Genomic DNA, 21744 nt, shown 5'->3' on the forward strand with positions numbered 1-21744 from the left:
TTGTGGCATCCGCTGCACAAGCCGCCCCAGAGAGACCCAAACGCAAGGCAGAATGTTCATCAGCACGCCATGAACATCATCATCCTCGACGACTATCAGGACGCGGTACGCAAGCTGCGCTGTGCCGCCAAGCTGGACGCCCTCAATGCCAAGGTCTTCACCAACACCGTCAAGGGCATAGGTCAGCTCTCGGTACGGCTGCGCGACGCCGAGGTGCTGGTGCTGATCCGCGAGCGCACGCAGTTCCCGCGCCAGCTGCTGGAAAAGCTGCCCAAGCTCAAGCTGATCGCCCAGACCGGCCGGATCGGCAACCACATCGACGTGGAGGCCTGCACCCGCCTCGGGATCGCGGTGGCCGAGGGCGTCGGTTCGCCGATCGCACCGGCGGAGCTGACCTGGGCGCTGATCATGGCCTCGATGCGCCGCCTGCCGCAGTACATCGGCAACCTCAAGCATGGCGCCTGGCAGCAGTCCGGGCTCAAGGCCCAGTCGATGCCACCCAACTTCGGCTTGGGGCTGGTGCTGCGCGGCAAGACCCTGGGCATCTGGGGCTACGGCAAGATCGGCAAGCTGCTGGCCGGCTACGGCCGCGCCTTCGGCATGCAGGTGCAGGTCTGGGGCAGCGAGAGCTCGCGCCTGGCCGCCCAGCGCGACGGCTGCCTGGTGGCCGAAAGCCGCGAGGCCTTCTTCGAGAGCAGCGATGTGCTGAGTCTGCACCTGCGCCTGTCCGACGCCACGCGCGGCCTGGTGACGCCCGAGGACCTGGCCCGCATGAAACCGACCGCGCTGTTCGTCAACACCTCGCGCGCCGAGCTGCTGGCCGACGGCGCCCTGGTCTCGGCCCTGAACCGCGGCCGTCCCGGCATGGCCGCGATCGACGTGTTCGAGAGCGAACCCATCCTGCAGGGCCACCCGCTGCTGCGCCTGGAAAATGCGGTCTGCACGCCGCATATCGGCTATGTCGAGCAGGACAGCTACGAGATGTACTTCGATGCCGCCTTCGACAATGTGCTGAACTTCATCAGGAACGAGCCCAGCAATATCGTCAACCCCGAAGCGCTGAAAGTCCTGCGGTGAGCGAGCGCGCGGTGCTGACGCAGGAGCGCGTCCGGCCGGCCTCGCTGTCGGTGCTGTTCTGGGCCTTCAACCGCCTGGCCCTGCAGGGCTTCGGCGGCGTGCTGGCGGTGGCGCAGCGCGAGCTGGTCGAACGCCTCGGCTGGCTGACGCGCGAGGAGTTCCTGGAGATGCTGGCGATCGGCCAGGTGCTGCCGGGCCCCAATATCGTCAATCTCTCGCTGATGATCGGCGACCGCTTCTTCGGCCTGCGCGGCGCGCTGACGGCGCTGGCCGGCATGCTCGCCATCCCCTGCGTGATCGTGCTGTCCCTGACCTCGCTGTCGGGCGCGCTGCTGGAGCATGGGCGCATGGCCGGTGCGCTGCGCGGCATGGGTGCGGTGGCGGCCGGATTGATCCTGGCCACCGGGCTGAAGCTGCTGCCCTCGCTGAAGACCAACCCGGTCGGCCGTGCCTGGGCCCTGCTGCTGGCCGTGGCGGCCTTCGGCGCGATCGCGCTGGCGCGGGCACCGCTGGTCTGGGTGGTGCTGGGCCTGGGCGCTTGCGGCATGGCGCTGGCCCGCTGGCATCTGAGCCGGAGCGGCCGGCCTTGAACGCGCTGAGCCTGGCCCAGTACGGCGACCTGTTCCTGCATTTCCTGATGCTGTCCCTGCTCTCGGTGGGCGGCGCGATCACGGCCGCGCCCGAGATGCACCGCTATCTGGTGGGCCAGCAGGGCTGGCTGAGCGACACCCAGTTCACCAGCTCGATCGCCCTGGCCCAGGCCGCGCCGGGGCCCAACATCCTGTTCGTCGCGGTGCTGGGCTGGAACGCGGCCGGGCCGCTGGGCGCGCTGGTCACGATGCTGGGCATCATGCTGCCCTCCACCACCCTGGTGCTGGCCGCCACCCGCTGGGCGCGCGAGCATAAGCACACCTTGGGCGTGCGCTCCTTCACCGCGGGCATGGCGCCGCTGACCCTGGGCCTGCTGATCGCCACCGGCTGGCTGCTGGCCGTGCCCTATGTGCGCGACCCGGCCCACCGCCTCGCGACCCTGGCCCTGATGGCCGTCACGGTGCTGCTGACCTTGAAGACCCGCATCGGCCTGGTGTGGCTGGTGCTGGGCGGCGGCGTGCTGGGCGCGCTGGGGATCGTCTGAGGACGGGGCAGATCCCTTCGCGGCAGCTCGGAGCGCCGGCGAGGCGCGACCCATCCAGCGGAGCCCGGAGATCCGGCTCTGCAGGGCGCTCGGGCTCGCCAAGGCCAGAGGCCTTGGCCTTCGGCAGGCACAAACAGTCCTCAGGACTGTTTGAGTCCGGCCTCGGCCCCCTCGAGGGGGCGCGCGCAGCGCGTAGGGGGTGGGCCTACTCCTTTGTGCCGAAGATCTTGTCGCCCGCGTCGCCCAGGCCCGGGATGATGTAGCCGTTCTCGTTCAGGTGGCTGTCGATCGCGGCGGTCCAGCAGCGCACGTCCGGATGCGCCGCGTTCAGCGCCGCCACCCCCTCCGGCGCCGCCACCAGCACCAGGGCGCGGATGTCGCGGCAGCCGCGCTGCTTCAGCAGCTCGACGGTGGCGATCATGGAGCCGGCCGTGGCCAGCATCGGGTCGATGATCAGCGCGGTGCGCTCGCTCAGCTGGCCGACGAACTTGTCGAAGTAGTTGACCGGCTTCAGGGTCTCGTGGTCGCGCGCCAGGCCCACGACGCTGACCTTGGCGTTGGGCATCATGTCCAGCACGCCGTCCAGCATCCCGAGGCCCGCGCGCAGGATGGGCACCACGGTGACCTTGCGGCCCGCGATCTGGTCGATCTCGACCGGGCCGCACCAGCCCTCGATCGTGGTCTTCTCCAGCGGGAAGTCGGCCGTGGCCTCGTAGGCCAGCAGGCGCGCCACCTCCCCGGTCAGCTCGCGGAACTTCTTGGTGGAGGTGTCGGCCTCGCGCATCAGGCCGATCTTGTGTTTGACGAGGGGATGGTTGACTTCGATGACGGCCATGATGGTGGTGTGGGACTGAGGGTCGGCGGCATTATCGACGCTGGGGCCCCACCCGCCCACCGGCAGCTACCCGGGGCGCGGTTTCCACGCTGTCAGACGGCCGGGCGATGCGCTAGCCTGTCCGGGAAGTTGGACGAGGAGCGCGGTGAATGAGGGTTGGGACGGCAGGCTTCTGGATCGATGGGGCCAAGACGGCGGGCATGCTGTGCGCCCTGGTGCTGGCAGCGGCCCTGCTGGGCATCGTGAGCCGGCCGATGGGGCAGCTGGCTTCGCTGTGGCCGGTCAATGCCCTGCTGCTGGGCCTGATGGTGCGCTCGCCCGCCCGCGCCGGCGTCTTCGGCTGGGCCGGCGCCGCCATCGGCTACCTGCTGGCCGACTGGCTCACCGGCAGCGACCCGGCGACCAGCCTGCTCCTCAGCGGCGGCAATCTGGCCGGCGCGCTGGTCGGCCAGCAACTGCTGTCGCGCCAGCCGCTGGAGGACCGGCGCCTGCAGGGCCCGCTGGCCGTGCCCCGGCTGCTGCTGGTGATCGCGGCCGCGGCCGCCACGGCCGGCCTGGTGGGTTTCGCGATCGGTCCGCGCCTGCTGGGCACCAGCCCCTTCGGCGGCTGGGTCTATTGCTTCGTCAGCGAACTGGCCAACTACATCGCCTTCCTGCCCGCCGTGCTGACGCTGCCGGACTCCCCGTGGCGGGGCCTGGAGCGCCGCCGCGAGCCGGCGGTGCTGCCGGTCGGGCCCTGGTCCACCCTGCAGCCGATGCTGCCGGTGCTGGCCTTGGTCGCCTCCTGTGCGCTGAGCCTGGCCGTGCCGGGCCCCGGCGCGGTGGCCTTTCCGGTGCCGGCCCTGCTGTGGTGCGCACTCAGCTACGGCGTGTTCGGCACGGCCCTGCTGACCCTGCTGTTCGGGACCTGGGCCCTGGTCAGCATCGCCCAGGGCCTGCTGCCCGTGGAAGGCGCCGCCCTGCAGTCGGCCAGCACCCTGCTGTCGATCCGCCTGGGCATCTCGCTGATCGCGGTGGCCCCGATCACCGTGGCCTGCGTGATGGCGGCACGCAACAAGCTGCTGCTGCGCCTGCAGCACCTGGCCAGCCACGACCCGCTCAGCGGTCTGCTGAACCGCCACAGCTTCCATGAACAGGCCGGCGAGCGGCTGCGGCAATTGGCGGCCGGGCGCCACGCCGCGGCCCTGCTGATGCTGGACCTCGATCACTTCAAGCAGATCAACGACGCCCATGGCCATGCCGCCGGCGACGAGGTGCTGCGGGCCTTCGCGCGGCTGGCCGGCGGCTGCCTGCGCGAGGTCGACCTGATGGGCCGCCTGGGCGGCGAGGAGTTCGCGATCCTGCTGCCCGGCTGCTCCCTCGAGGCCGCGCGGGCGGTAGCCGAGCGAGTGCGCGCGGCCCTGGCGACGGCCCGGATCGACATCGGCGAAGGCCGCCGGGTGTCGGCCACGGTCAGCATCGGCATCGCCGTCGGCGCGCCGGCGCAGGGGCCGCTGGAGCCCCTGCTGATGCAGGCCGACCAGGCCCTGTACCGGGCCAAGACCGCGGGCCGCAACCGGCTGGCGGCCTGAGCCCGCTGCCGCCCTCAGCGGCGCTGGCGCAGCGCCTCGTAGAGGCAGACCCCCGAGGCCACCGACACGTTCAGGCTCTCGACCGCGCCCCTCATCGGGATGCGCACCAGTTCGTCGCAGGTCTTGGCGGTCAGCGCGCGCATGCCCTCGCCCTCGGCGCCCAGCACCAGGGCCACCGGGCGCTTCAGGTCGATCTCGTAGATCGACTTCTCGGCCTGGTCCGAGGTGCCGATCACCCAGATATCGCGCTCCTTCAGCTCCTTGAGGGTGCGCGCCAGATTGGTCACCATCAGATAGGGCACGGTCTCGGCCGCCCCGCTGGCCACCTTGGCCACCGTGGCGTTCAGCCCCACCGCATGGTCCTTGGGCGCGACCACCGCATGCGCCCCGGCGCCGTCGGCCACGCGCAGACAGGCGCCCAGGTTGTGCGGGTCGGTCACGCCGTCCAGCACCAGCACCAGCGGCGCACCCTCCGCGGCGTCCAGCACATCGTCCAGCGAATGGTGCAGGGCCAGCGCCGTCACGCGCGCCACCACGCCCTGGTGGCGGTGCGTGCCGCACAGGGCCTTCAGGCGCTCGTCGTCGCTGTCCACCAGCTTGACGCCGGCCTCCTTGGCGCGTTCGACGAAGCCGCGCATGCGCTGGTCGCGGCGCGTGGCATCGACGAGGATCTCGGTGATCGACTGGGGCGCGGTCTTCAGCCGCACGGTGACGGCATGGAAGCCGAAGAGGATCTTGTTGGCGCTCATGGCCCTATTGTCGCCTGCAGCAGAAGCAGGGCCCCGATCAGCAGCGGCTGGTGCAGCATGTAGAAGCTCAGCGACCACCGCCCCAGCACGGCCAGCGGCCCGAGCGGCGCCGGCAGCGCCCCCTCCAGCAGCCGCGGCCGCCAGCGCGCCAGGCCGTAGCCCCACAGCATCACGCCCAGCCAGGGCAGCAGGGGCACGAAGTCCTCGGTCTGCGGCTTGCGCGTCACCAGGCCCAGCCAGTTGCTCCAGCGCGCGTCGAAGAAGGGATGCTGGACCCACTGCGGCAGCAGCAGCAGCGCCAGGCCCAGCGGCGCCAGGCTCGCCAGCGGCAGCCGCGGCGCAACAGCGCGCAGCAGCAGCAGCATCACCGCCATGCCGTGCAGCACGCCGAAGCTGATGAAGCTGCGGGGAAACATCCACCAGGAGCCCAGGCTCACCAGCAGCGCGCAGCCCGCCACCTGGGCCCAGCGGCGCCAGAAGCGCCCCCATGGCTGGCCCTGGGTGATGGCGACCGCCTGGCCCATGCCGGCGCACAGCAGGAACAGGCTGACGATGGCCGTGCGCTGCTGCAGCCAGAAGGGGTCGCGGTAAAAGTCCCAGCCGGCCAGGCGGAAATAGGCCAGGTCGAAGCAGAAATGGAATACCGCCATCCAGACGATGGCGGCCCCACGCAGCGCGTCCAGGCGCTCGTGTCGGGTGGCAGGGTCGGGTCTTATCATCAGCGTCGCAGTCTAACGACCCGCCGATCATGCGCCGCCTCCTCGCCCTTGCCCTCCCCGCCGTTCTTGCTGTTCTTGCCGCGCTCGCCACTTTCGGCACGGCTCAGGCCCAGCAGCCCCGCCCTGTGCAGCCGCGCGGCCCGCTGGAGGCCGCCGAACAGAACAACATCCGCGTCTTCAAGAAGGTCTCGCCCTCGGTCGTGCACATCACCACCCTGGCCTACCAGCGCGACTTCTTCTCGATGAACGTGTCCGAGCTGCCGCGCGGCACCGGCAGCGGCTTCATCTGGGACGAGGCGGGCCACATCGTCACCAATTTCCATGTGATCCAGGGCGCCAACGGCGCCCGCGTGACCCTGGCCGACCAGAGCACGTTCGACGCCGAACTGGTGGGGGCCTTCGAGGACCGCGATCTGGCCGTGCTGCGCATCAAGGCGCCGCGCGAAAAGCTCCAGCCCATCCCGATGGGCGCCAGCCGCGATCTGCAGGTGGGCCAGCAGGTCTATGCGATCGGCAACCCCTTCGGCCTGGACCAGACCCTCACCACCGGCATCGTCTCGGCGCTGAACCGCGAGATCGAATCGATGAACCGGCGCAGCATCCGCGGCGCGATCCAGACCGACGCGGCCATCAACCCCGGCAACTCCGGCGGCCCGTTGCTCGATTCGGCCGGCCGCCTGGTCGGCGTCAACACCTCGATCTTCAGCCCCAGCGGCGCCAGCGCCGGCATCGGCTTCGCGATCCCCGCCGACGAGGTCAACCGCGTCGTCCCGCGCCTGATCAAGGACGGCCGCTTCATCCGCCCGGCCCTGGGCGTGGCGGCCGGCTCGGCCCAGCTGCAGCAGGCCCTGCGTCTGCCCAAGGGCGTGGTGCTGGTGGGCGTGACCGAGGGCGGCCCGGCCGACCGTGCCGGGCTCAAGCCCTTCCGGCGCGACCGCAGCGGCCGCGTGCTGGCCGGCGACGTGATCACCGCGGTGGACGGCCAGGCCGTGGCCGATCTGGACGATATGCTGACCCTGCTGGAAACCCGCCAGATCGGCGAGCGGGTCGTGCTGACGGTCTGGAGCGGCGGCAAGAGCCGTCAGGTGAGTGCCCAGCTGGGCAGCGCCGCCGACTGAGGGCCCGCGCCGCTCCCGCCTCCGGCGCAAGGCCTGTACCCGAAACCCGGGACCCCTGATCGACAGCACCGACAAGCGCCCGCATGATTTGGCTTGGGCAAAGCCGGCCGGACGAGCGCATCGGTCGGTATCGACCGGTCAGGCCAAGCCGCTCCAGGAGGTGCTCATGTTGATGAACCAGTCGACCGCCGGCCTGCTCGCACGCCTGCTGCTGATCGCCGCGATGACAACGGGCGGCGCGACGGCCAACCCGCTCAGCGTCACGAACGGCTACCAGTTCCTGGACAACGTCTCGCCGAATTCGATCGGCCTGGGCACCGGGCTGCGGCAGCAGCTGGGCAGCACCTGCGTCGTCCTGGCCGGCAACCCCTGCACGCCGCAGAACCTGGCGAATGCCGTCGGCACCAGCGGCTCCGCCACCCAGGGCAACGCCACGCTGGCGCTGAACTTCGTGGCTTCCGACCTGTCCAGCAACCACTGGTCGATCGCGCGGGCGCCCGAGCTGATCCCGGACGGCTCCTGGACCCTGCTGTTCGGCAATGGCGCGGACCAGGCCAGCGCCACGACGCCCTCGCTGGGCAGCGGTGCGGGCCCGCTCGGCTTCACGCAGGCGACCAGCATCACGCAGAACGGGTCGACGCCCGGCTTCAGCTGGAGCCTGCCGACGTCGGCCCCCGGCTCCAGCATCGACTCCATCAGCATCAACATCCGCGACGTGTCGGACTTCCGGGGCAGCAACGGCGTGGGCGGCAACGGCATCGCCACCCTCATCTATCGCCATGCCGGCCTGCTCCCGAGCACGAGCTCGCTGAGCATCGCCGCCAATGACCCGCATTTCCTCGCCGGCAACAGCCTGCTGCCCGGCAAGCAGTACACGCTGGAGATCCAGCTGCAGGACACGCGCAACGACCTGGCCCAGGGCGGCTTCGTCAACCTGCTGAGCCAGTCGCGCTCCTTCATCGACTTCAATATCAGCGACGGCGGACCGGCGGCACCGGTCTTCCTGCCCTTCAGCGATCTGTCGGGCGAGGTGCCGGTCTATCGCTTCTCCGGCATCCCGGTGGCGGCCGGCCAGACCATCTTCATCGACCCGGTGGTGGCGCTCGGCTTCGACTACCACACCGCCGCCGGCGATCCGAACTTCGCCTCCGTCCTGATGCCGCAAGGCTTCGGCGACGATCACTTCCGCCTCTGGCTCTGGAATGGCGCGAGCTGGGTCGACAGCGGCACCGACCTGGTCGGCGGCCAGGCCTTCGCCTTCGCGGCCGGCGGCGTCGATCGCTTTCGCATCACCGGCATCGAAGAAGGCGTGGCCCTGGACCCCTACCATCCCGACGGCTTCATCACCGGGTTGGGCTTCGTGTCGGACGGCCGGTTCAGCGGCAGCATGACACCGCTGGTGGCCACGGTGCCCGAGCTGCCGACGCCGCTGCTGGCCATGGCCGGCCTGACCCTGCTCTGGGTGGCGCTCGGACGGCACAAGGTGCGGCGCCTAGCATAGAGACGAAGGCCCTGCTGCCGGGCCTGCCACACGGCGGCGCCCTAGACTCCGGGGCATGCTGATTCCGCTTTCCATCCTCGACCTCGCTCCCATCGTAGAAGGCAGCGACGCCGCCACCGCGCTGCGCCACAGCGTGGCCCTGGCGCGCCATGCCGAAGCCCTGGGCTACCGCCGCTTCTGGGTGGCCGAGCACCACAATATGGACGGCGTGGCCAGCTCGGCCACCGCGGTGCTGATCGGCCAGCTCGCCCAGGCGACCCAGACCATCCGGGTCGGTTCCGGCGGCATCATGCTGCCCAACCATGCGCCGCTGACCATCGCCGAACAGTTCGGCACCCTGGCGACCCTGTTCCCCGGCCGCATCGACCTGGGTCTCGGGCGCGCGCCCGGCACCGACGGGCCGACGATGCGCGCGCTGCGCCGTCATCTCAGCACGGCCGCGGAGGACCGCTTCCCGGAGGACGTGCTGGAGCTGCAGGCCTATCTGGGCCCGGCCAAGGAGGGTCAGGTCGTGCGCGCCATTCCGGGCCAGGGCACCGAGGTGCCGCTCTGGCTGCTGGGATCGAGTCTCTATAGCGCGCAGCTGGCCGCCTATCTGGGCCTGCCCTTCGCCTTCGCCTCGCATTTCGCACCCGACCTGCTGATGCAGGCACTCGAGATCTACCGCGCCCAGTACCGCCCCAGCGCCAAGCACCCCGAACCATATGCGATGGTGGGGCTGAACGTGGTGGTGGCCGACAGCGACGCCGAGGCCCAGCACCTCTTCACCTCGCTGCAGCAGCGCTTCCTGGGCATGCAGCGCGGCCAGCGCGGGCCGCTGCCCAGGCCGGTGGACGATATGGAGTCGCGCTGGAGCGCGAGCGAGAAGGCCGGCGTGCAGCGCATGCTGGCCGAGTCCATCGTCGGCTCGCCGGTCACGGTGCGCGCCGGCCTGCGCGCGACGCTGGAGCGCACCGGTGCGGACGAGTTCATCGTCGCCTGCGCGGTGCACGACCACGCGGCGCGGCTGCGCTCCTACGAGTTGCTGGCCCAGTTGGCGCGCTGAACGCGCTGCGCAGCATGCGCGCCGCGAGCAGACCTTCTTGTGCATGCGGAGGCATCTCGCCGCGGCCTCATTCCGACTTCTGTCGCAGATAGGCCTGCGGCGTCATCCCGATCTGCCGCTGGAACATCGCGATAAAGGCGGAGGGCGCGCTGTAGCCCAGCTCCAGGGCAACGTCCTTGACGGCGCGGCCGCCCTCCAGCAGCGCGATGCCGCGTACCACCTTCAGGCGTTGCCGCCATTCGTTGAACGACATGTCGAGATCGCGCTGACAACGGCGCGCCAGCGTGCGTTCGGTCGTGTGCACCAGCGCGGCCCAGTCGGCCAGCGTCCGCGAATCCCAGGGGCTGGCCTGCAGCGCATCGAGCACCTGCCCGAGCAGAGGATCCTTCGACAGGGGCAGGTAGCTGTCGTGGCTGGGCGTGCTGGACAACTGGTCAAGCAGCACCTGAAACAGCCGCTGCTCCGGCGGCGTGCTCGGAAACTCGACACCCCCTCGGCGCAACAGGTCGAGCAGGGCCAGGATCAGCGGGTTGATGGCCATGGTGCAGGCGCGTCGCGGCAGTGCTGCGCACAAGGACTCGGCCACATAGAGCGTGACATAGCTCGCCTCGTGGCGATTGCTGGACACATGCTCGATGCCCGGTGGAATCCACACGCCGTACTGCGGCGGCGCCAGAAAGAAGCGACCGTCCATGCCGACCTCGATCACCCCCGAGATGGCGTGCACGAACTGGCCCGCGTCGTGGCGATCGGGAGGATCTGCACCACCGGCCTTCAGATGCACGGCCTTGAATCGCAGGGGGGGCGAGCCCTCCGCGGCCTCGGGCCGGAGGGAACGGTGCGGCGTCATGTTGTCCGGCCTCATCTATAGATTGTCCGATAAAGCGTATTTGAATACAGACCGCCAATCTAGACTGGTTCCGTCATCTCGGCCTTGCGGCCCTTCCAGGAGACCTGAACCATGCATTCAACGACAAGCGATCAAGGGGCCGAACGGGCCGGGCTGGCCGCGTCGCCCGATCTGAGGGAAGAGTACGAACGCCACGGGGTCGTTTGCCTGCGCGGTGTACTGAGCCCCGCCGAGGTCGAGCGCCTGCGCGAAGGGATCGACGCCAACCTCGCCTCGCCCAGCCCGCGCGCCAAGGTGGCGAGCCGGCCCGACGACCCTGGCTTTTTCATCGAGGACTTCTGCAACTGGCAGGAGAACGCGGCCTATCGGGACGTCATCACCCAGTCGGCGCTGGCGGCCGTGGCGGCGCAGCTGACCGGCAGCACGACGATACGGCTCTATCACGACCATATGCTCACCAAGGAGGCCGGCACGCAGCAGCGCACCCCATGGCACCAGGACCAGCCCTACTACAACGTCGAGGGCCGCCAGAACGTCAGCTTCTGGATTCCCGTGGATCCGGTGTCGCGTCCGGCCACCCTGGAATTTGTGGCGGGGTCGCACAAGGGGCCATGGCTGATGCCCAGAACCTTTATGAGCAACGAGGCCAAGTGGTTTCCCGAAGGCAGTCTCGCCGATCTGCCCGATATCGAGGCCGATCGCGCGGCCTACGATATCCGGGGCTGGGCGATGGAGCCCGGCGATGCCCTGGCCTTCAATATGCTGACGCTGCACGCCTCGGCGGGGCTTGAGCCCGGCAGAAGGCGGCGCGCGTTCTCGGTGCGCATGCTGGGCGATGACATGCGGCATGCGCCGCGCCGCTGGAAGACCTCCCCGGAATTCCCGGGACTGAGCGATCAGCTGCCGGCAGGTGCCCCGCTGGACCACCCCTGGTTCCCCTTGCTGTGGCCTCGATAGAGCAGACGCACCCAGCTTGCCGGGCACACCACTGCGTCAAGCTGCCATCGCCCTCCATCGACGCCTCCCCTGCAAGAAAGGCCAGGCAATGCGCTTTCGGCATTGACCGACGCTCGGCGGCCAGAGGCCCGCTCCGCTGAACGCAGGCCTCATCCGGCCCGCTCGCCGACAATCGCGGCCACCATGCCCTTCTCCCTGCCTGCCGGCCTCGTGGTCCTGCGCGAACGCAATTTCGTCCTCTACCTGGCCGCGCGCCTGCTCGGCGCCTTCGCGGTGCAGATGCAGAGCGTGGCGATCGGCTGGCAGGTCTATGCCTTCTCGGGCCGGGTGCTGGACCTCGGCCTGGTGGGGCTGGCGCAGTTCCTGCCCTTCCTGCTGCTGATCCTGCCGGCCGGCCAGGCCGCGGACCGACTGGACCGGCGCCGCATCATCACGGCCTGCTTCGCGATCAACCTGCTGTGCGCGCTGCTGCTGTGGGGGCTGACGCATGCGGGTCTGTCCAGCGTCTGGCCGGTGCTGGCGGTGCTGACGCTGTTCGGCTCGGCGCGCGCCTTCAGCATGCCGGCCAGCCAGGCCGTGCTGATCAATCTGGTGCCCGCCCAGCATTTCGCCCAGGCGGTGGCGATCAACTCCTCGACCTTCCATGTCGCGGTGATCGCCGGCCCGGTGCTCGGCGGCCTGCTCTATCTGGCCGGGGCCCAGCTTGTGTACGGCTGCGTGACCCTGCTGCTGGCCGTCTCCGTGGCGCTGATGCTGATGATCCCGCGCAGCGAGAAAAAGTCCGCCAGCAAGGAGCCGGCCTCGCTGCGCTCGGTGCTGGAGGGTCTGCGCTTCGTGTTCTCGCGGCCCATCATGCTGGGCGCGATCTCGCTGGACCTGTTCGCGGTGCTGTTCGGCGGTTCGGTGGCCATGCTGCCGGCGGTGGCGCGCGATGTGCTGCAGGCGGATGCCACCGGCCTGGGCCTGCTGCGCAGCGCGCCGGCGGTGGGCGCGGCGCTGACCACGGCCGTGCTGGCAGCACGGCCGATCCGGCGGCATGTCGGGCGCTGGATGTTCGGCGGCGTGGCGCTGTTCGGCACGGCCACCGTGGTGTTCGGCCTATCGGGCTGGCTGTGGTTGTCGCTCGCGGCCCTGCTGCTGATGGGCGCGGGCGACATGGTCAGCGTCTACATCCGCCATATCCTCGTGCAGTCGCAGACGCCGGACGAAATCCGCGGCCGCGTCAGCGCGGTGAGCTCGGTCTTCATCGGCGCCTCCAACGAGCTGGGCGAGTTCGAGTCCGGCGCGGCCGCGGCCTGGCTGGGTCTGCGGCCCTCGATCATGGTCGGCGGCGCGCTCACCATCGGCATCGGCCTGCTGTGGATGCGCCTGTTCCCGACCCTGCGCTCCATGGACCGCTTCCCGCCCATGCACGCCGAGGCGGCCCGCAAGCCTTGAGCGCGCTCGGCGCGGCCGGTCGGCTTGTCGCGCGGCACGCTGCCGATCAAAACCGAGTCGGCGGCTTGCGCTGCACAGCGCCTCAAAATACTGTATATTCATACAGCACATTGAGCATCAACCAGCACGAGGCAGCAGCGTCATGCATCTCAATCTTCAGGATCCCGACAGCATCGTGGCGTGGTGGTGCGAGTTTCCCGAACGCCACTGGGGCTATCTCGACGCACTCGACCAGCTGACGCCGCAATTCCGCAGCGCCATCCAGCAGGCCCGGCAGCATATCCGCAGCGATCCGCGCCTCAGCCAGGTGCTGGCCGGCGCCTTGGCCGCGGCACCCTGCTCCGCCGGCGGCTCGCTCGCGCCGACCCTCGACAGCCCGGCCGACTACGACGACGCCGAGGACTTCGCGCCCAAGTACCGCGCCGCACCGATGCACTGAGCACCCGATGGCCAGATGAAAGTCGGCAGCCGCCCGCGGGTGGCTGCCGCAGCTTTGCAGTTGCCGGGCTTCTCTCGATCTCCTTGATGCCCGCGCATTGGCCCAGCAGCCCTTCCCAGGGTTGCCGGGCTTTTTTTCATCCTCAGCCCAGGGCCTTGCGCGCGTTGCGGAACATGCGCATCCAGGGGCTCAGCGCGCTCTTGTCGCCGCTGGCCCAGCTCATCTGGATGTTGCGGAACACGCGCTCGGGGTGCGGCATCAGGGCGGTGAAGCGGCCGTCCGCCGTGGTCACGCCGGTCAAGCCGCCGGGGCTGCCGTTCGGGTTCAGCGGGTAGACCTCGGTGGGCGCGCCGCCGTTGTCCACATAGCGCAGCGCGCGCGCCACCTTGGCGATGTCGCCGCGCTGCGAGAAGTCCGCATAGCCCTCGCCATGGGCCACCGCGATCGGCAGACGGCTGCCGGCCATGCCCTGGAAGAACAGGCTGGGCGAATCCAGCACCTCGACCATGGCCAGGCGCGCCTCGAACTGCTCGCTCTTGTTGCGCACGAACTTGGGCCAGTCCTGCGCGCCCGGGATGATGGGCGAGAGCGCGGCCAGCATCTGGCAGCCGTTGCAGATGCCCAAAGCGAAGCCGTCCTGGCGGGCGAAGAAGGCCTGGAAATCCTCGGCCAGCACCGGATTGAACATCACCGAACGCGCCCAGCCCTCGCCGGCGCCCAGGGTGTCGCCGTAGCTGAAGCCGCCGCAGGCCACGAACCCCTTGAAGTCGCGCAGCGAGGCCGCGCCGGACTGCAGATCGCTCATGTGCACGTCATAGCTGTCGAAGCCGGCCAGCGCCATCGCATAGCTCATCTCGATGTGCGAGTTGACGCCCTGCTCGCGCAGGATCGCCAGCTTCGGGCGAGCGCCGACGTTGATGAACGGTGCCGCAACATCCTCTGCAGGGTCGAAACTCAGGCGCACATGGCGGCCCGGATCGTCGGCGCGGCCGGCCTGCTGATGCTCGCTGTCGGCGCAGGCCGGGTTGTCGCGCAGCTGGGCGATGTGGTGGCTGACCTGATCCCATTCCTTGTGCAAGCTTTCCAGCGGCGCGCTGAACACGGTCTTGGCGTCGCGCCAGACCTCCACCTTGCCGCTGGCATTGGGTTTGCCCACCACATGACTGTGCTTGGACAGGCCATGCTTGCGCAGCACCTGCATCGCGGCATCGCGGTCCTCGGTCTTGACCTGCAGGAGCGCGCCCAGCTCCTCGTTGAACAGGGCCTTGAGCGTCAGCTCCTCGCGCCGGCCGCTGACCTGGGAGGCCCAGTTCTTCGAGTCGCCGAAATCGGCACGGCTGTCGTTGACGCCGTCGCTCTCGGTGACCAGCATGTCGATGTTCAGGCTCACGCCCACATGGCCGGCGAAAGCCATCTCGCAGGCGGTGGCCCAGAGGCCGCCGTCGCCGCGGTCGTGGTAGGCCAAGAGCCTGCCCGCCGCCCGCAGCTCGTTGACGGCCGCGACCAGGCTCTTCAGCAGCGCCGCATCGTCCAGGTCCGGCACCTCGGCGCCGAACTGGTTCAGGGTCTGCGCCAGGATCGAGCCGCCCATGCGGGCCCTGCCCTGGCCGAGGTCGACCAGGATCAGGCTGCTGTCCCCGATCTCCGGGCCGGCCTGCAGCTCGGGCGTCAGGGTGCCGCGCACATCGGCCACCGACGCAAAGGCGCTGATGATCAGCGAAACCGGCGCGGTGACCTGCTTGCTGACATCGCCATCAGGCCAGCGGGTGCGCATCGACAGCGAATCCTTGCCCACCGGAATCGAGATGCCCAGCTGCGGGCACAGCTCCATGCCCACCGCCTTGACGGTGTCGAACAGCGCGGCGTCCTCACCCGGCTCGCCGCAGGCGGCCATCCAGTTGGCGCTGAGCTTGACGCGCGCCAGCTCGATCGGCGCGGCCAGCAGATTGGTGATCGCCTCGCCCACGGCCATGCGGCCCGAGGCAGGAGCGTTCACCGCGGCCAGCGGCGTGCGCTCGCCCATGCTCATCGCCTCGCCGGCGAAACCCTTGAAGTCGGCCAGGGTCACGGCGCAATCGGCCACCGGCACCTGCCAGGGACCGACCATCTGGTCGCGGTGGCTCAGGCCGCCGACGGTGCGGTCGCCGATAGCGATCAGGAAACGCTTGGACGCCACGGTCGGGTGGCGCAGCACGTCCAGCGCGACCTTCGAGAGGTCCACGCCGGTCAGGTCCAGCCTGCCGCCGTCGCGGGCCACGCGCGTCACGTCGCGGTGCATCTTGGGCGGCTTGCCCAGCAGCACCTCCATCGGCATGTCGATCGCGCGCTCGCCACCCTCGCCGTCTTCCAGCACCAGTTCGCGCTGCTCGGTCGTCACGCCCACCACCGCAAAGGGGCAGCGCTCGCGCTCGCACATGGACCCGAAGAGCTCCAGGCTGCCCGGCGCGATCGCCAGCACATAGCGCTCCTGGCTCTCGTTGCACCAGATTTCCTTGGGCGCCAGGCCGCTCTCCTCCAGCGGCACCTTGCGCAGGTCGAAGCGCGCGCCGCGGCCGGCATCGTTGACCAGTTCGGGGAAGGCGTTCGAGATGCCGCCGGCGCCGACGTCGTGGATCGCCAGGATCGGGTTCTTCTCGGCCAGGCCCCAGCAATGGTTGATGACCTCCTGCACGCGGCGCTCGATCTCCGGGTTGCCGCGCTGCACCGAGTCGAAGTCCAGGTCGGCCGTGTTGGTGCCGGCCGCCATCGAGCTGGCGGCGCTGCCGCCCATGCCGATCCTCATGCCCGGGCCACCCAGCTGCACCAGCAGGCTGCCGGCCGGGAACTCGATCTTCTTGGTCAGATCGGCGCGGATCGCGCCGATGCCCCCGGCGATCATGATGGGCTTGTGATAGCCGCGCTGCACGCCGTCCACGGCCTGCTCGAAGACGCGGAAATAGCCGCCCAGATTGGGCCGGCCGAATTCGTTGTTGAAGGCCGCGCCGCCCAGCGGGCCCTCGATCATGATCTGCAAGGCGCCGGCGATGTGCGAGGGCTTGCCGATATGGGCCTGCTCCCAGGGCTCGTCGAGTCCCGGCAGGCGCAGGTTCGAGACCGAGAAGCCGCTCAGGCCGGCCTTGGGCTTGGCGCCGCGGCCGGTGGCGCCCTCGTCGCGGATTTCGCCGCCGGCGCCGGTGGAGGCGCCCGGATGCGGGGAGATCGCGGTCGGATGGTTGTGGGTCTCGACCTTCATCAAGACATGGGCCAGCTCGCTGCGCGCCTCGTACTTGGGCGCGCGGAAGTCCGTCAAGGTCGGACCGGCCTGCATCCAGCGCTCGATCGCATGGCCCTCCATCACCGCGGCATTGTCCGAATAGGCGATCACCGTGTGCTGAGGATGCAGCTTCTCGGTGTTGCGGATCATGCCGAACAGGCTCAGCGGCTGCTCCTCGCCGTCCACCGTGAACTTGGCGTTGAAGATCTTGTGGCGGCAATGCTCGGAGTTCGCCTGCGCGAACATCATCAGCTCGACATCGCTGGGGTTGCGCTGCAGGCCGGTGAAGGCGGTGACCAAGTAATCGATCTCGTCGTCGGACAGCGCCAGGCCGAATTCCTTGTTGGCGCCTTCCAGCGCCGCACGGCCCCGGCCCAGCACGTCCACATGGGCCAGGGGCTGGGCGGTCTTTTCGTCGAACAGATGGGCGGCGTCCTCGCGGGCCAGCAGCACGCTCTCGGTCATGCGGTCGTGCAGCAACTCGGCGCAGGCGAGCAGATCGTCCTTGCCGAGGGTCTTGACGCCTCCCAGCAGACCGGACTTCAAGGTGATGCGGTATTCGGTGACGCGTTCCACCCGGTGGATCTGCTGCAGGCCGCAGTTGTGCGCGATGTCGGTGGCCTTGGAGGCCCAGGGGCTGACGGTGCCCAGGCGCGGCGCAACGACCACCAGGCCGCCGCCCTCGCCGGCATCGCCTGCATAGGCATCGCCATAGTTCAGCAGCGCGGCCAGCTTGGCCTTGTCTTCCTCGCCGAGCGCCACGTCGCTCCAGACCCAGTGCACATGGCGGGCCGTGACGCCGTTGATGCGCTCGTTGACGGCCTGCAGCTTGGGCAGCAGGGCCTGGGCCCGGAAAGCAGAAAGGGCGTTGCCGCCCTCGAAGTGAGTCAGGTGCTTGGTGGAAGCCATGGAGTTCCGCGATGCGCGCCAAGCCGGGGCGGCCTGGCCTTCGGTGAAGTGCGGGATTCTACCGAGCAGCGCGCATCCTCTCCGGGCGTGGGCCCAAGTTTCACCGCCTGGTCAAAATTCCGGCGGGGCGATACTCGAACATATGACGCCACCAAGCACGATCTGGAATCAGCGCTATGCCAGGCAGGAACTGGTGCAGCAGGACGACTGGCTGCAGCCCTGGCACGCGCGGCTGCGGCCGATGTGGACGGCGCTGGACCTGGGCTGCGGCGACGGCTTCGAGACCGCGCGCCTGACGGCCTGGGGCCTGCAGGTCACGGCCACCGACATCGCCGAGCAGGCGCTGGCGCGCTCGCGCAATCGCACGCCCGCGGCGCGGCATCTGCTGGCCGATGCGCGCGCCATGCCGGAGCTGGCGGACGCCGGTTTCGATCTGGCGGTCGCCCATCTGTCGCTGCATTATTTCGACCGGGCGGGAACGCTCGCGGCCTTTGCCGAGCTGGCCCGGGTGCTGAAGCCCGGCGGCCTGCTGCTGGCCTGCGTCAATGCCGACGACGACCTCAACTACGGCGCACCGGCCGATGCCGGCGGCTGGGGTCTGGTCCTGGTGGAGGGCGTGCACAAGCAGTTCTTCAGCGAGGCCAAGCTGCACGAGGCGCTGGGAGCAGGCCTGTTCGAGGTCGAGAGCCTGAACAAGCGCAGCACCCTGCGCTACGGCGCGCCGAAGTCCCTGTGGGAGCTCGCGGCGCGCCGTCTCTGAGAACGCTTTCAAGTCGTTCGCCGGGCCGTTCCCAAGAACGACTTGGCCCCCTCGGGGGGCCGCCCGCGTACCCGCGGGCGAGGGGCTCACTTCTCGGTCTTCATCCGCTCGACGATCGCCTCGGTGCGGTCCAGCAGGGCCGGCACGTCGATGGTCGTCAGCGCACGGCCCTTCAGCACCTGCTTGCCGCCGACCCAGACGTCGGACACATGCTCGCGGCCGGCCACGTAGACCAGCTGCGCCTCGGGGTTGTAGACCGGGCGGCACTCCAGGGCATCCAGCGAGACGGCCACCACATCGGCCAGCTTGCCCGCCTCCAGCGAACCCAGATCGTCGCCGCGGCCCATGGCCTTGGCGGCGCGGATCGTGGCCATCTCCAGCGCGGTGCGCGCGGACACGGTGGTCGGATTCAGGCTCGTGCCCTTGGCCAGCAGGGCCGCGGCGCGGATCTCGCCGAACATGTCCTGGCGGTTGTTCGAGGCAGCGCCGTCGGTGCCGAGGATGGTGTTGACGCCGGCCGCCTCCAGCGCGGTCAGCGGCTGCACGCCCGAGGCCAGCTTCAGATTGGAGTTCGGGTTGTGGACCAGATGCACCTTCTGGCCGGCCAGCATCGCGATCTCGTCCTCGGTCAGATGCACCATGTGCACGGCCATCATCTTCTCGTTCAAGAGGCCCAGCTTGTTCAGGCGCTCCAGCGGCCGCATGCCGTACTGCTTCAGGCTGCCCTCGACCTCGTCCAGGGTCTCGTGGATATGGCAGTGCATCTGCAGCCCATGCTGTTCGGCCAGCTGGCGCAGCTTGACGAAGGTCTCGTCCGACACCGTGTAGGGCGCATGCGGCGCGCTGGTCCAGTCCAGTAGTTTCTCGCCCCTGAACTGCTCGAAGGCGGCCAGACCCTTGGCGATGTAGTCGTCCGGGCCGGAGGCATAGCCGGTCGGGAAGTCGATCACATTGATCGAGACGCCGGCGCGGATGCCCGAATCGACGGCGGCGCGCGCCATCGCGGTCGGGAAGAAGTACATGTCGTTCAGGTAGGTCACGCCGCCGCGCAGCGCCTCGGCGGCCGACAGCAGCGAGCCCTGGTAGGTCCAGTCCTCATCCACCCACTTCTTCTCCAGCGGCCAGATATGGTTGTTCAGCCAGTCCATCAGCGGCACGTCGTCGGCCACGCCGCGCAGCAGCGACATCGCCGAATGGGTATGGCCGTTGATCAGGCCGGGGATCAGCACATGCCGGCCCAGCTCGATGCGCGCGGCGTTCGGATACTTGGCCTCGGCATCGGCCCAGGGCAGCACCGCGGCGATGCGCTCGCCCTCGATCACGACGGCATGCCGGGTCAGCACCTCGCTGCCCGGCGCCATGGTCAGCACCCATTGGGCCTTCAGAAGGGTGGTCGAAGTCGTCGTCATGCTTGATCCTTGGTATTGAATGCCTGGGCAAAGAGTTCTAGCACACCGGCCTCGTCGACCTCGATGCAGGCCTGCTGCGGCGGGCAGGCGCTCCAGGGCGTCTGAGCGCCGGTGGGTTTGGAACAGTCCTGGATGGTCTGGCCGCGCGCGATGCCCTCGGTGACGACGCGCACCGGGCCGGCGCGCAGCGTGAACAGCGAGGGGTCGATCACATAGGCAATGGCGCTGGTGTCATGCGAATAGATGCCGCCGATGCCGTCGCGCTCGTGATAGAAGTCCTGGTAGTGGCGCGTGGCCTGCCAGAGGAAGTCGCCGACGCAGGATCCCTGACCTTGGCCCTTGCCCCGCAGCGCGGCGAGGAAGTCTTCGGTCATCACCACCTCCTGGGTCACGTCCAGGCCGACCAGCACCACCGGCCAGTCGGCGGTGAACACGAGGTCCGCGGCCTCGGGATCGTTGATGATGTTGGCCTCGGCCACCGGCGTGACGTTGCCGCCATGGCCATAGGTGCCGAAGGCGCCGCCCATCACGACCACCTGCTTCACCTTCTTCGTGATCGAGGGATCGTGGCGCAGCGCCAGGGCCAGATTGGTCATCGGGCCGACCGCCAGCAGCACGATCTCGCCGGGCCGCTCGTTGACCATCTCGCAGATCAGTTCGTGCGCCGCGCGGGGGTCGGGTCTTGCCGTGCTGGCGGGCAACTGGTCGAACATGCCGCCCAGGCCGTCGTCGCCATGGACATGGGCCGGGAATTCCTTGTCGGCCGGCGCATGCAGCGCGGCGGCCGCGCCGGGCGCGACCGGGATGTCCAGGCCATAGAGATGCGCCAGCGCGAGCGCATTGCGCGTCGTGGTTTCAACCGAGGCATTGCCGAAGATCGTGGTGATCGCGCGCAGCTCGATGGACGGATGGCGAGCCAGCAGGTACAGGGCCATCGCATCGTCGATGCCCGGGTCGGTGTCGAAGATGACGGGGATGCTCTTCTTCATCGCGCTGCCTCCGCACCCTGCTCCGCGCCCAGCTCCGACCGGTAGGGCATCGCCGATTGCACCCCGCTGCGGCTGACCGCAATCGCCGCCGCCGCCTGCCCCAGCCGCACCGCGTCGGCTGCGGCCATGCCCTCGGCCAGACCGGTGGCCAGGCCGCCGACGAAGGTGTCGCCGGCGCCCACCGTGTCCACGGCATTGACCGCCCGGGCCGGCAGGTGCTCGATGCCCGCGGCGGTGCACAGCAGCACGCCCTGGGCGCCCAGGGTCACGACGACCTGGCGCGGGCCGCGCTGCAGCAGCGCCTTGGCCGCTTGGATCGCCTCCTCGACCCCGCCGGCCGGCAAACCAGCGAGTTGCGCGGCCTCGGTCTCGTTGACGACCAGCCAGTCGCTCAGGGGCAGCAGGGCGCCGCCCGTCGGCAGCGCCGGTGCGGCATTCAGGATGGTGGCGACACCGGCCGCGCGGGCCAGCTCGAAGGCCTTCTCGATGGCCGGCACCGGCACTTCCAGCTGGGCCACGACCACCCGGGCCGAGCGCAGCAGCGCGGCGCCGGCCTGCACGTCGGCCGCGCTCAGCTGGGCATTGCTGCCCGGCACGTAGACGATGGAGTTCTCGCCGCCCTCGCTGGCGACCATGATGACCGCGATGCCCGGCAGCGCCTGCGCATCGGTCGCCACGCCCGTGGTGGCGATGCCCTCCTCGGCCAGCGCGGCCAGCAGCTCCGGGCCATGCGCGCGCGTGCCGACGCGCGACACGAAGGCCACGCGGGCGCCCAGGCGCGCGGCCGCCACCGCCTGGTTGGCGCCCTTGCCGCCCGGGGCCATCACGAAGGCCTCGCCCATCAGGGTCTCGCCGGGCGCCGGCAGGCGCCGCGAGTGGGACACCATGTCCATATTGATGCTGCCGACCACCACCACCTGGGCGGCGGATGCTGCGGCAGCGCGCGGATCCGTCATCGGGTTCTCTCCCTGTTTCTTGCTCATGTTCTTGT

General features: G+C 69.6%; 19 protein-coding genes. 11 read left to right on the forward strand and 8 right to left on the reverse strand.

What is annotated here, in order from left to right; translation table 11 throughout:
• Nucleotides 1-69 precede the first annotated feature (69 nt).
• The 3 genes from AC07OQ_RS21515 to AC07OQ_RS21525 are packed head-to-tail and all read left to right on the forward strand — an operon-like array spanning nucleotide 70 to nucleotide 2212.
• A complete protein-coding gene (locus AC07OQ_RS21515; RefSeq protein WP_495055181.1) occupies nucleotides 70-1077 on the forward strand; it encodes a D-2-hydroxyacid dehydrogenase family protein in 1008 nt (335 codons plus the stop codon).
• Nucleotides 1074-1667: a chromate transporter gene (locus AC07OQ_RS21520; protein ID WP_495055182.1), complete on the forward strand. Its 594-nt coding sequence runs from the start codon at nucleotides 1074-1076 to the stop codon at nucleotides 1665-1667. The genes AC07OQ_RS21515 and AC07OQ_RS21520 overlap by 4 nt, the downstream gene beginning before the upstream one ends.
• A complete protein-coding gene (locus AC07OQ_RS21525) occupies nucleotides 1664-2212 on the forward strand; it encodes a chromate transporter (RefSeq protein ID WP_495055183.1) in 549 nt (182 codons plus the stop codon). The genes AC07OQ_RS21520 and AC07OQ_RS21525 overlap by 4 nt, the downstream gene beginning before the upstream one ends.
• Nucleotides 2213-2417: 205 nt before the next feature.
• Here AC07OQ_RS21525 and upp read toward each other — a convergent pair whose 3' ends face one another.
• Nucleotides 2418-3047 (reverse strand): uracil phosphoribosyltransferase, encoded by a 630-nt coding sequence (upp, locus tag AC07OQ_RS21530; RefSeq protein WP_495055184.1) that lies wholly within the window; start codon nucleotides 3045-3047, stop codon nucleotides 2418-2420.
• A gap of 149 nt (nucleotides 3048-3196) precedes the next feature.
• Here upp and AC07OQ_RS21535 point away from each other — a divergent pair, with 149 nt between their 5' ends.
• A complete protein-coding gene (locus tag AC07OQ_RS21535; RefSeq protein WP_495055185.1) occupies nucleotides 3197-4618 on the forward strand; it encodes a GGDEF domain-containing protein in 1422 nt (473 codons plus the stop codon).
• Between the two features lie 14 nt (nucleotides 4619-4632).
• Here AC07OQ_RS21535 and rlmB read toward each other — a convergent pair whose 3' ends face one another.
• Nucleotides 4633-5367 carry a 23S rRNA (guanosine(2251)-2'-O)-methyltransferase RlmB gene (gene rlmB, locus AC07OQ_RS21540; RefSeq protein ID WP_495055186.1) on the reverse strand — a complete coding sequence of 245 codons (735 nt, stop codon included), beginning with the start codon at nucleotides 5365-5367 and terminating at the stop codon, nucleotides 4633-4635.
• Nucleotides 5364-6086 carry a heparan-alpha-glucosaminide N-acetyltransferase gene (locus AC07OQ_RS21545; protein WP_495055187.1) on the reverse strand — a complete coding sequence of 241 codons (723 nt, stop codon included), beginning with the start codon at nucleotides 6084-6086 and terminating at the stop codon, nucleotides 5364-5366. The genes rlmB and AC07OQ_RS21545 overlap by 4 nt, the downstream gene beginning before the upstream one ends.
• A 125-nt stretch (nucleotides 6087-6211) precedes the next feature.
• On the opposite strand from AC07OQ_RS21545, the gene AC07OQ_RS21550 reads away from it, so the two are divergent.
• The 3 genes from AC07OQ_RS21550 (at nucleotide 6212) to AC07OQ_RS21560 (ending at nucleotide 9750) form a co-directional block, all read left to right on the forward strand.
• Nucleotides 6212-7204, forward strand: a complete 993-nt coding sequence (locus tag AC07OQ_RS21550) for a S1C family serine protease (RefSeq protein WP_495055188.1) — start codon at nucleotides 6212-6214, stop codon at nucleotides 7202-7204.
• A gap of 166 nt (nucleotides 7205-7370) precedes the next feature.
• Complete coding sequence (locus tag AC07OQ_RS21555) at nucleotides 7371-8705, forward strand: hypothetical protein (RefSeq protein ID WP_495055189.1); 1335 nt, start codon at nucleotides 7371-7373, stop codon at nucleotides 8703-8705.
• A gap of 58 nt (nucleotides 8706-8763) precedes the next feature.
• Entirely contained in the window at nucleotides 8764-9750 is a 987-nt protein-coding gene (locus tag AC07OQ_RS21560) for an LLM class flavin-dependent oxidoreductase (protein WP_495055210.1), read from the forward strand.
• Nucleotides 9751-9817: 67 nt separating this feature from the next.
• Here AC07OQ_RS21560 and AC07OQ_RS21565 read toward each other — a convergent pair whose 3' ends face one another.
• Nucleotides 9818-10615: an AraC family transcriptional regulator gene (locus tag AC07OQ_RS21565; protein ID WP_495055190.1), complete on the reverse strand. Its 798-nt coding sequence runs from the start codon at nucleotides 10613-10615 to the stop codon at nucleotides 9818-9820.
• A gap of 96 nt (nucleotides 10616-10711) precedes the next feature.
• On the opposite strand from AC07OQ_RS21565, the gene AC07OQ_RS21570 reads away from it, so the two are divergent.
• The 3 genes from AC07OQ_RS21570 (at nucleotide 10712) to AC07OQ_RS21580 (ending at nucleotide 13433) form a co-directional block, all read left to right on the forward strand.
• Entirely contained in the window at nucleotides 10712-11557 is an 846-nt protein-coding gene (locus AC07OQ_RS21570) for a phytanoyl-CoA dioxygenase family protein (protein ID WP_495055191.1), read from the forward strand.
• A 183-nt stretch (nucleotides 11558-11740) separates the two neighbouring features.
• Nucleotides 11741-12994 (forward strand): MFS transporter, encoded by a 1254-nt coding sequence (locus AC07OQ_RS21575; RefSeq protein ID WP_495055192.1) that lies wholly within the window; start codon nucleotides 11741-11743, stop codon nucleotides 12992-12994.
• A 142-nt stretch (nucleotides 12995-13136) separates the two neighbouring features.
• Nucleotides 13137-13433: a hypothetical protein gene (locus AC07OQ_RS21580; protein WP_495055193.1), complete on the forward strand. Its 297-nt coding sequence runs from the start codon at nucleotides 13137-13139 to the stop codon at nucleotides 13431-13433.
• 142 nt (nucleotides 13434-13575) lie between these two features.
• Here AC07OQ_RS21580 and purL read toward each other — a convergent pair whose 3' ends face one another.
• Nucleotides 13576-17595, reverse strand: coding sequence for a phosphoribosylformylglycinamidine synthase (gene purL / locus AC07OQ_RS21585; RefSeq protein WP_495055194.1), 4020 nt, complete (start codon nucleotides 17593-17595; stop codon nucleotides 13576-13578).
• 142 nt (nucleotides 17596-17737) lie between these two features.
• Here purL and AC07OQ_RS21590 point away from each other — a divergent pair, with 142 nt between their 5' ends.
• Nucleotides 17738-18355: a class I SAM-dependent methyltransferase gene (locus AC07OQ_RS21590; protein WP_495055195.1), complete on the forward strand. Its 618-nt coding sequence runs from the start codon at nucleotides 17738-17740 to the stop codon at nucleotides 18353-18355.
• Between the two features lie 86 nt (nucleotides 18356-18441).
• On the opposite strand, the gene AC07OQ_RS21595 is transcribed toward AC07OQ_RS21590, so the two are convergent.
• From AC07OQ_RS21595 to rbsK, 3 genes are read right to left on the reverse strand one after another with little or no spacing between them, the layout of a single operon-like run.
• On the reverse strand, nucleotides 18442-19764 hold the full coding sequence (locus tag AC07OQ_RS21595) for a TRZ/ATZ family hydrolase (protein WP_495055196.1): 1323 nt from the start codon (nucleotides 19762-19764) through the stop codon (nucleotides 18442-18444).
• Nucleotides 19761-20753: a nucleoside hydrolase gene (locus tag AC07OQ_RS21600; RefSeq protein ID WP_495055197.1), complete on the reverse strand. Its 993-nt coding sequence runs from the start codon at nucleotides 20751-20753 to the stop codon at nucleotides 19761-19763. The genes AC07OQ_RS21595 and AC07OQ_RS21600 overlap by 4 nt, the downstream gene beginning before the upstream one ends.
• Nucleotides 20750-21736, reverse strand: coding sequence for a ribokinase (rbsK, locus tag AC07OQ_RS21605; protein WP_495055198.1), 987 nt, complete (start codon nucleotides 21734-21736; stop codon nucleotides 20750-20752). Before rbsK ends, AC07OQ_RS21600 begins: the two co-directional genes overlap by 4 nt.
• Between the last annotated feature and the right edge of the window lie 8 nt (nucleotides 21737-21744).

This window comes from Roseateles sp. GW821-FHT09B06 (assembly GCF_059418245.1).

Coding starts and splice junctions, on each gene's coding strand:
- AC07OQ_RS21545 (WP_495055187.1), bottom strand. CDS start 6,086: ATGATAAGACCCGACCCTGCCACCCGACACGAGCGCCTGGACGCGCTG.
- AC07OQ_RS21595 (WP_495055196.1), bottom strand. CDS start 19,764: ATGACGACGACTTCGACCACCCTTCTGAAGGCCCAATGGGTGCTGACC.
- AC07OQ_RS21515 (WP_495055181.1), top strand. CDS start 70: ATGAACATCATCATCCTCGACGACTATCAGGACGCGGTACGCAAGCTG.
- AC07OQ_RS21575 (WP_495055192.1), top strand. CDS start 11,741: ATGCCCTTCTCCCTGCCTGCCGGCCTCGTGGTCCTGCGCGAACGCAAT.
- AC07OQ_RS21590 (WP_495055195.1), top strand. CDS start 17,738: ATGACGCCACCAAGCACGATCTGGAATCAGCGCTATGCCAGGCAGGAA.
- rbsK (WP_495055198.1), bottom strand. CDS start 21,736: ATGAGCAAGAAACAGGGAGAGAACCCGATGACGGATCCGCGCGCTGCC.
- AC07OQ_RS21565 (WP_495055190.1), bottom strand. CDS start 10,615: ATGAGGCCGGACAACATGACGCCGCACCGTTCCCTCCGGCCCGAGGCC.
- rlmB (WP_495055186.1), bottom strand. CDS start 5,367: ATGAGCGCCAACAAGATCCTCTTCGGCTTCCATGCCGTCACCGTGCGG.
- AC07OQ_RS21580 (WP_495055193.1), top strand. CDS start 13,137: ATGCATCTCAATCTTCAGGATCCCGACAGCATCGTGGCGTGGTGGTGC.
- upp (WP_495055184.1), bottom strand. CDS start 3,047: ATGGCCGTCATCGAAGTCAACCATCCCCTCGTCAAACACAAGATCGGC.
- AC07OQ_RS21600 (WP_495055197.1), bottom strand. CDS start 20,753: ATGAAGAAGAGCATCCCCGTCATCTTCGACACCGACCCGGGCATCGAC.
- AC07OQ_RS21535 (WP_495055185.1), top strand. CDS start 3,197: ATGAGGGTTGGGACGGCAGGCTTCTGGATCGATGGGGCCAAGACGGCG.
- purL (WP_495055194.1), bottom strand. CDS start 17,595: ATGGCTTCCACCAAGCACCTGACTCACTTCGAGGGCGGCAACGCCCTT.
- AC07OQ_RS21570 (WP_495055191.1), top strand. CDS start 10,712: ATGCATTCAACGACAAGCGATCAAGGGGCCGAACGGGCCGGGCTGGCC.
- AC07OQ_RS21555 (WP_495055189.1), top strand. CDS start 7,371: ATGTTGATGAACCAGTCGACCGCCGGCCTGCTCGCACGCCTGCTGCTG.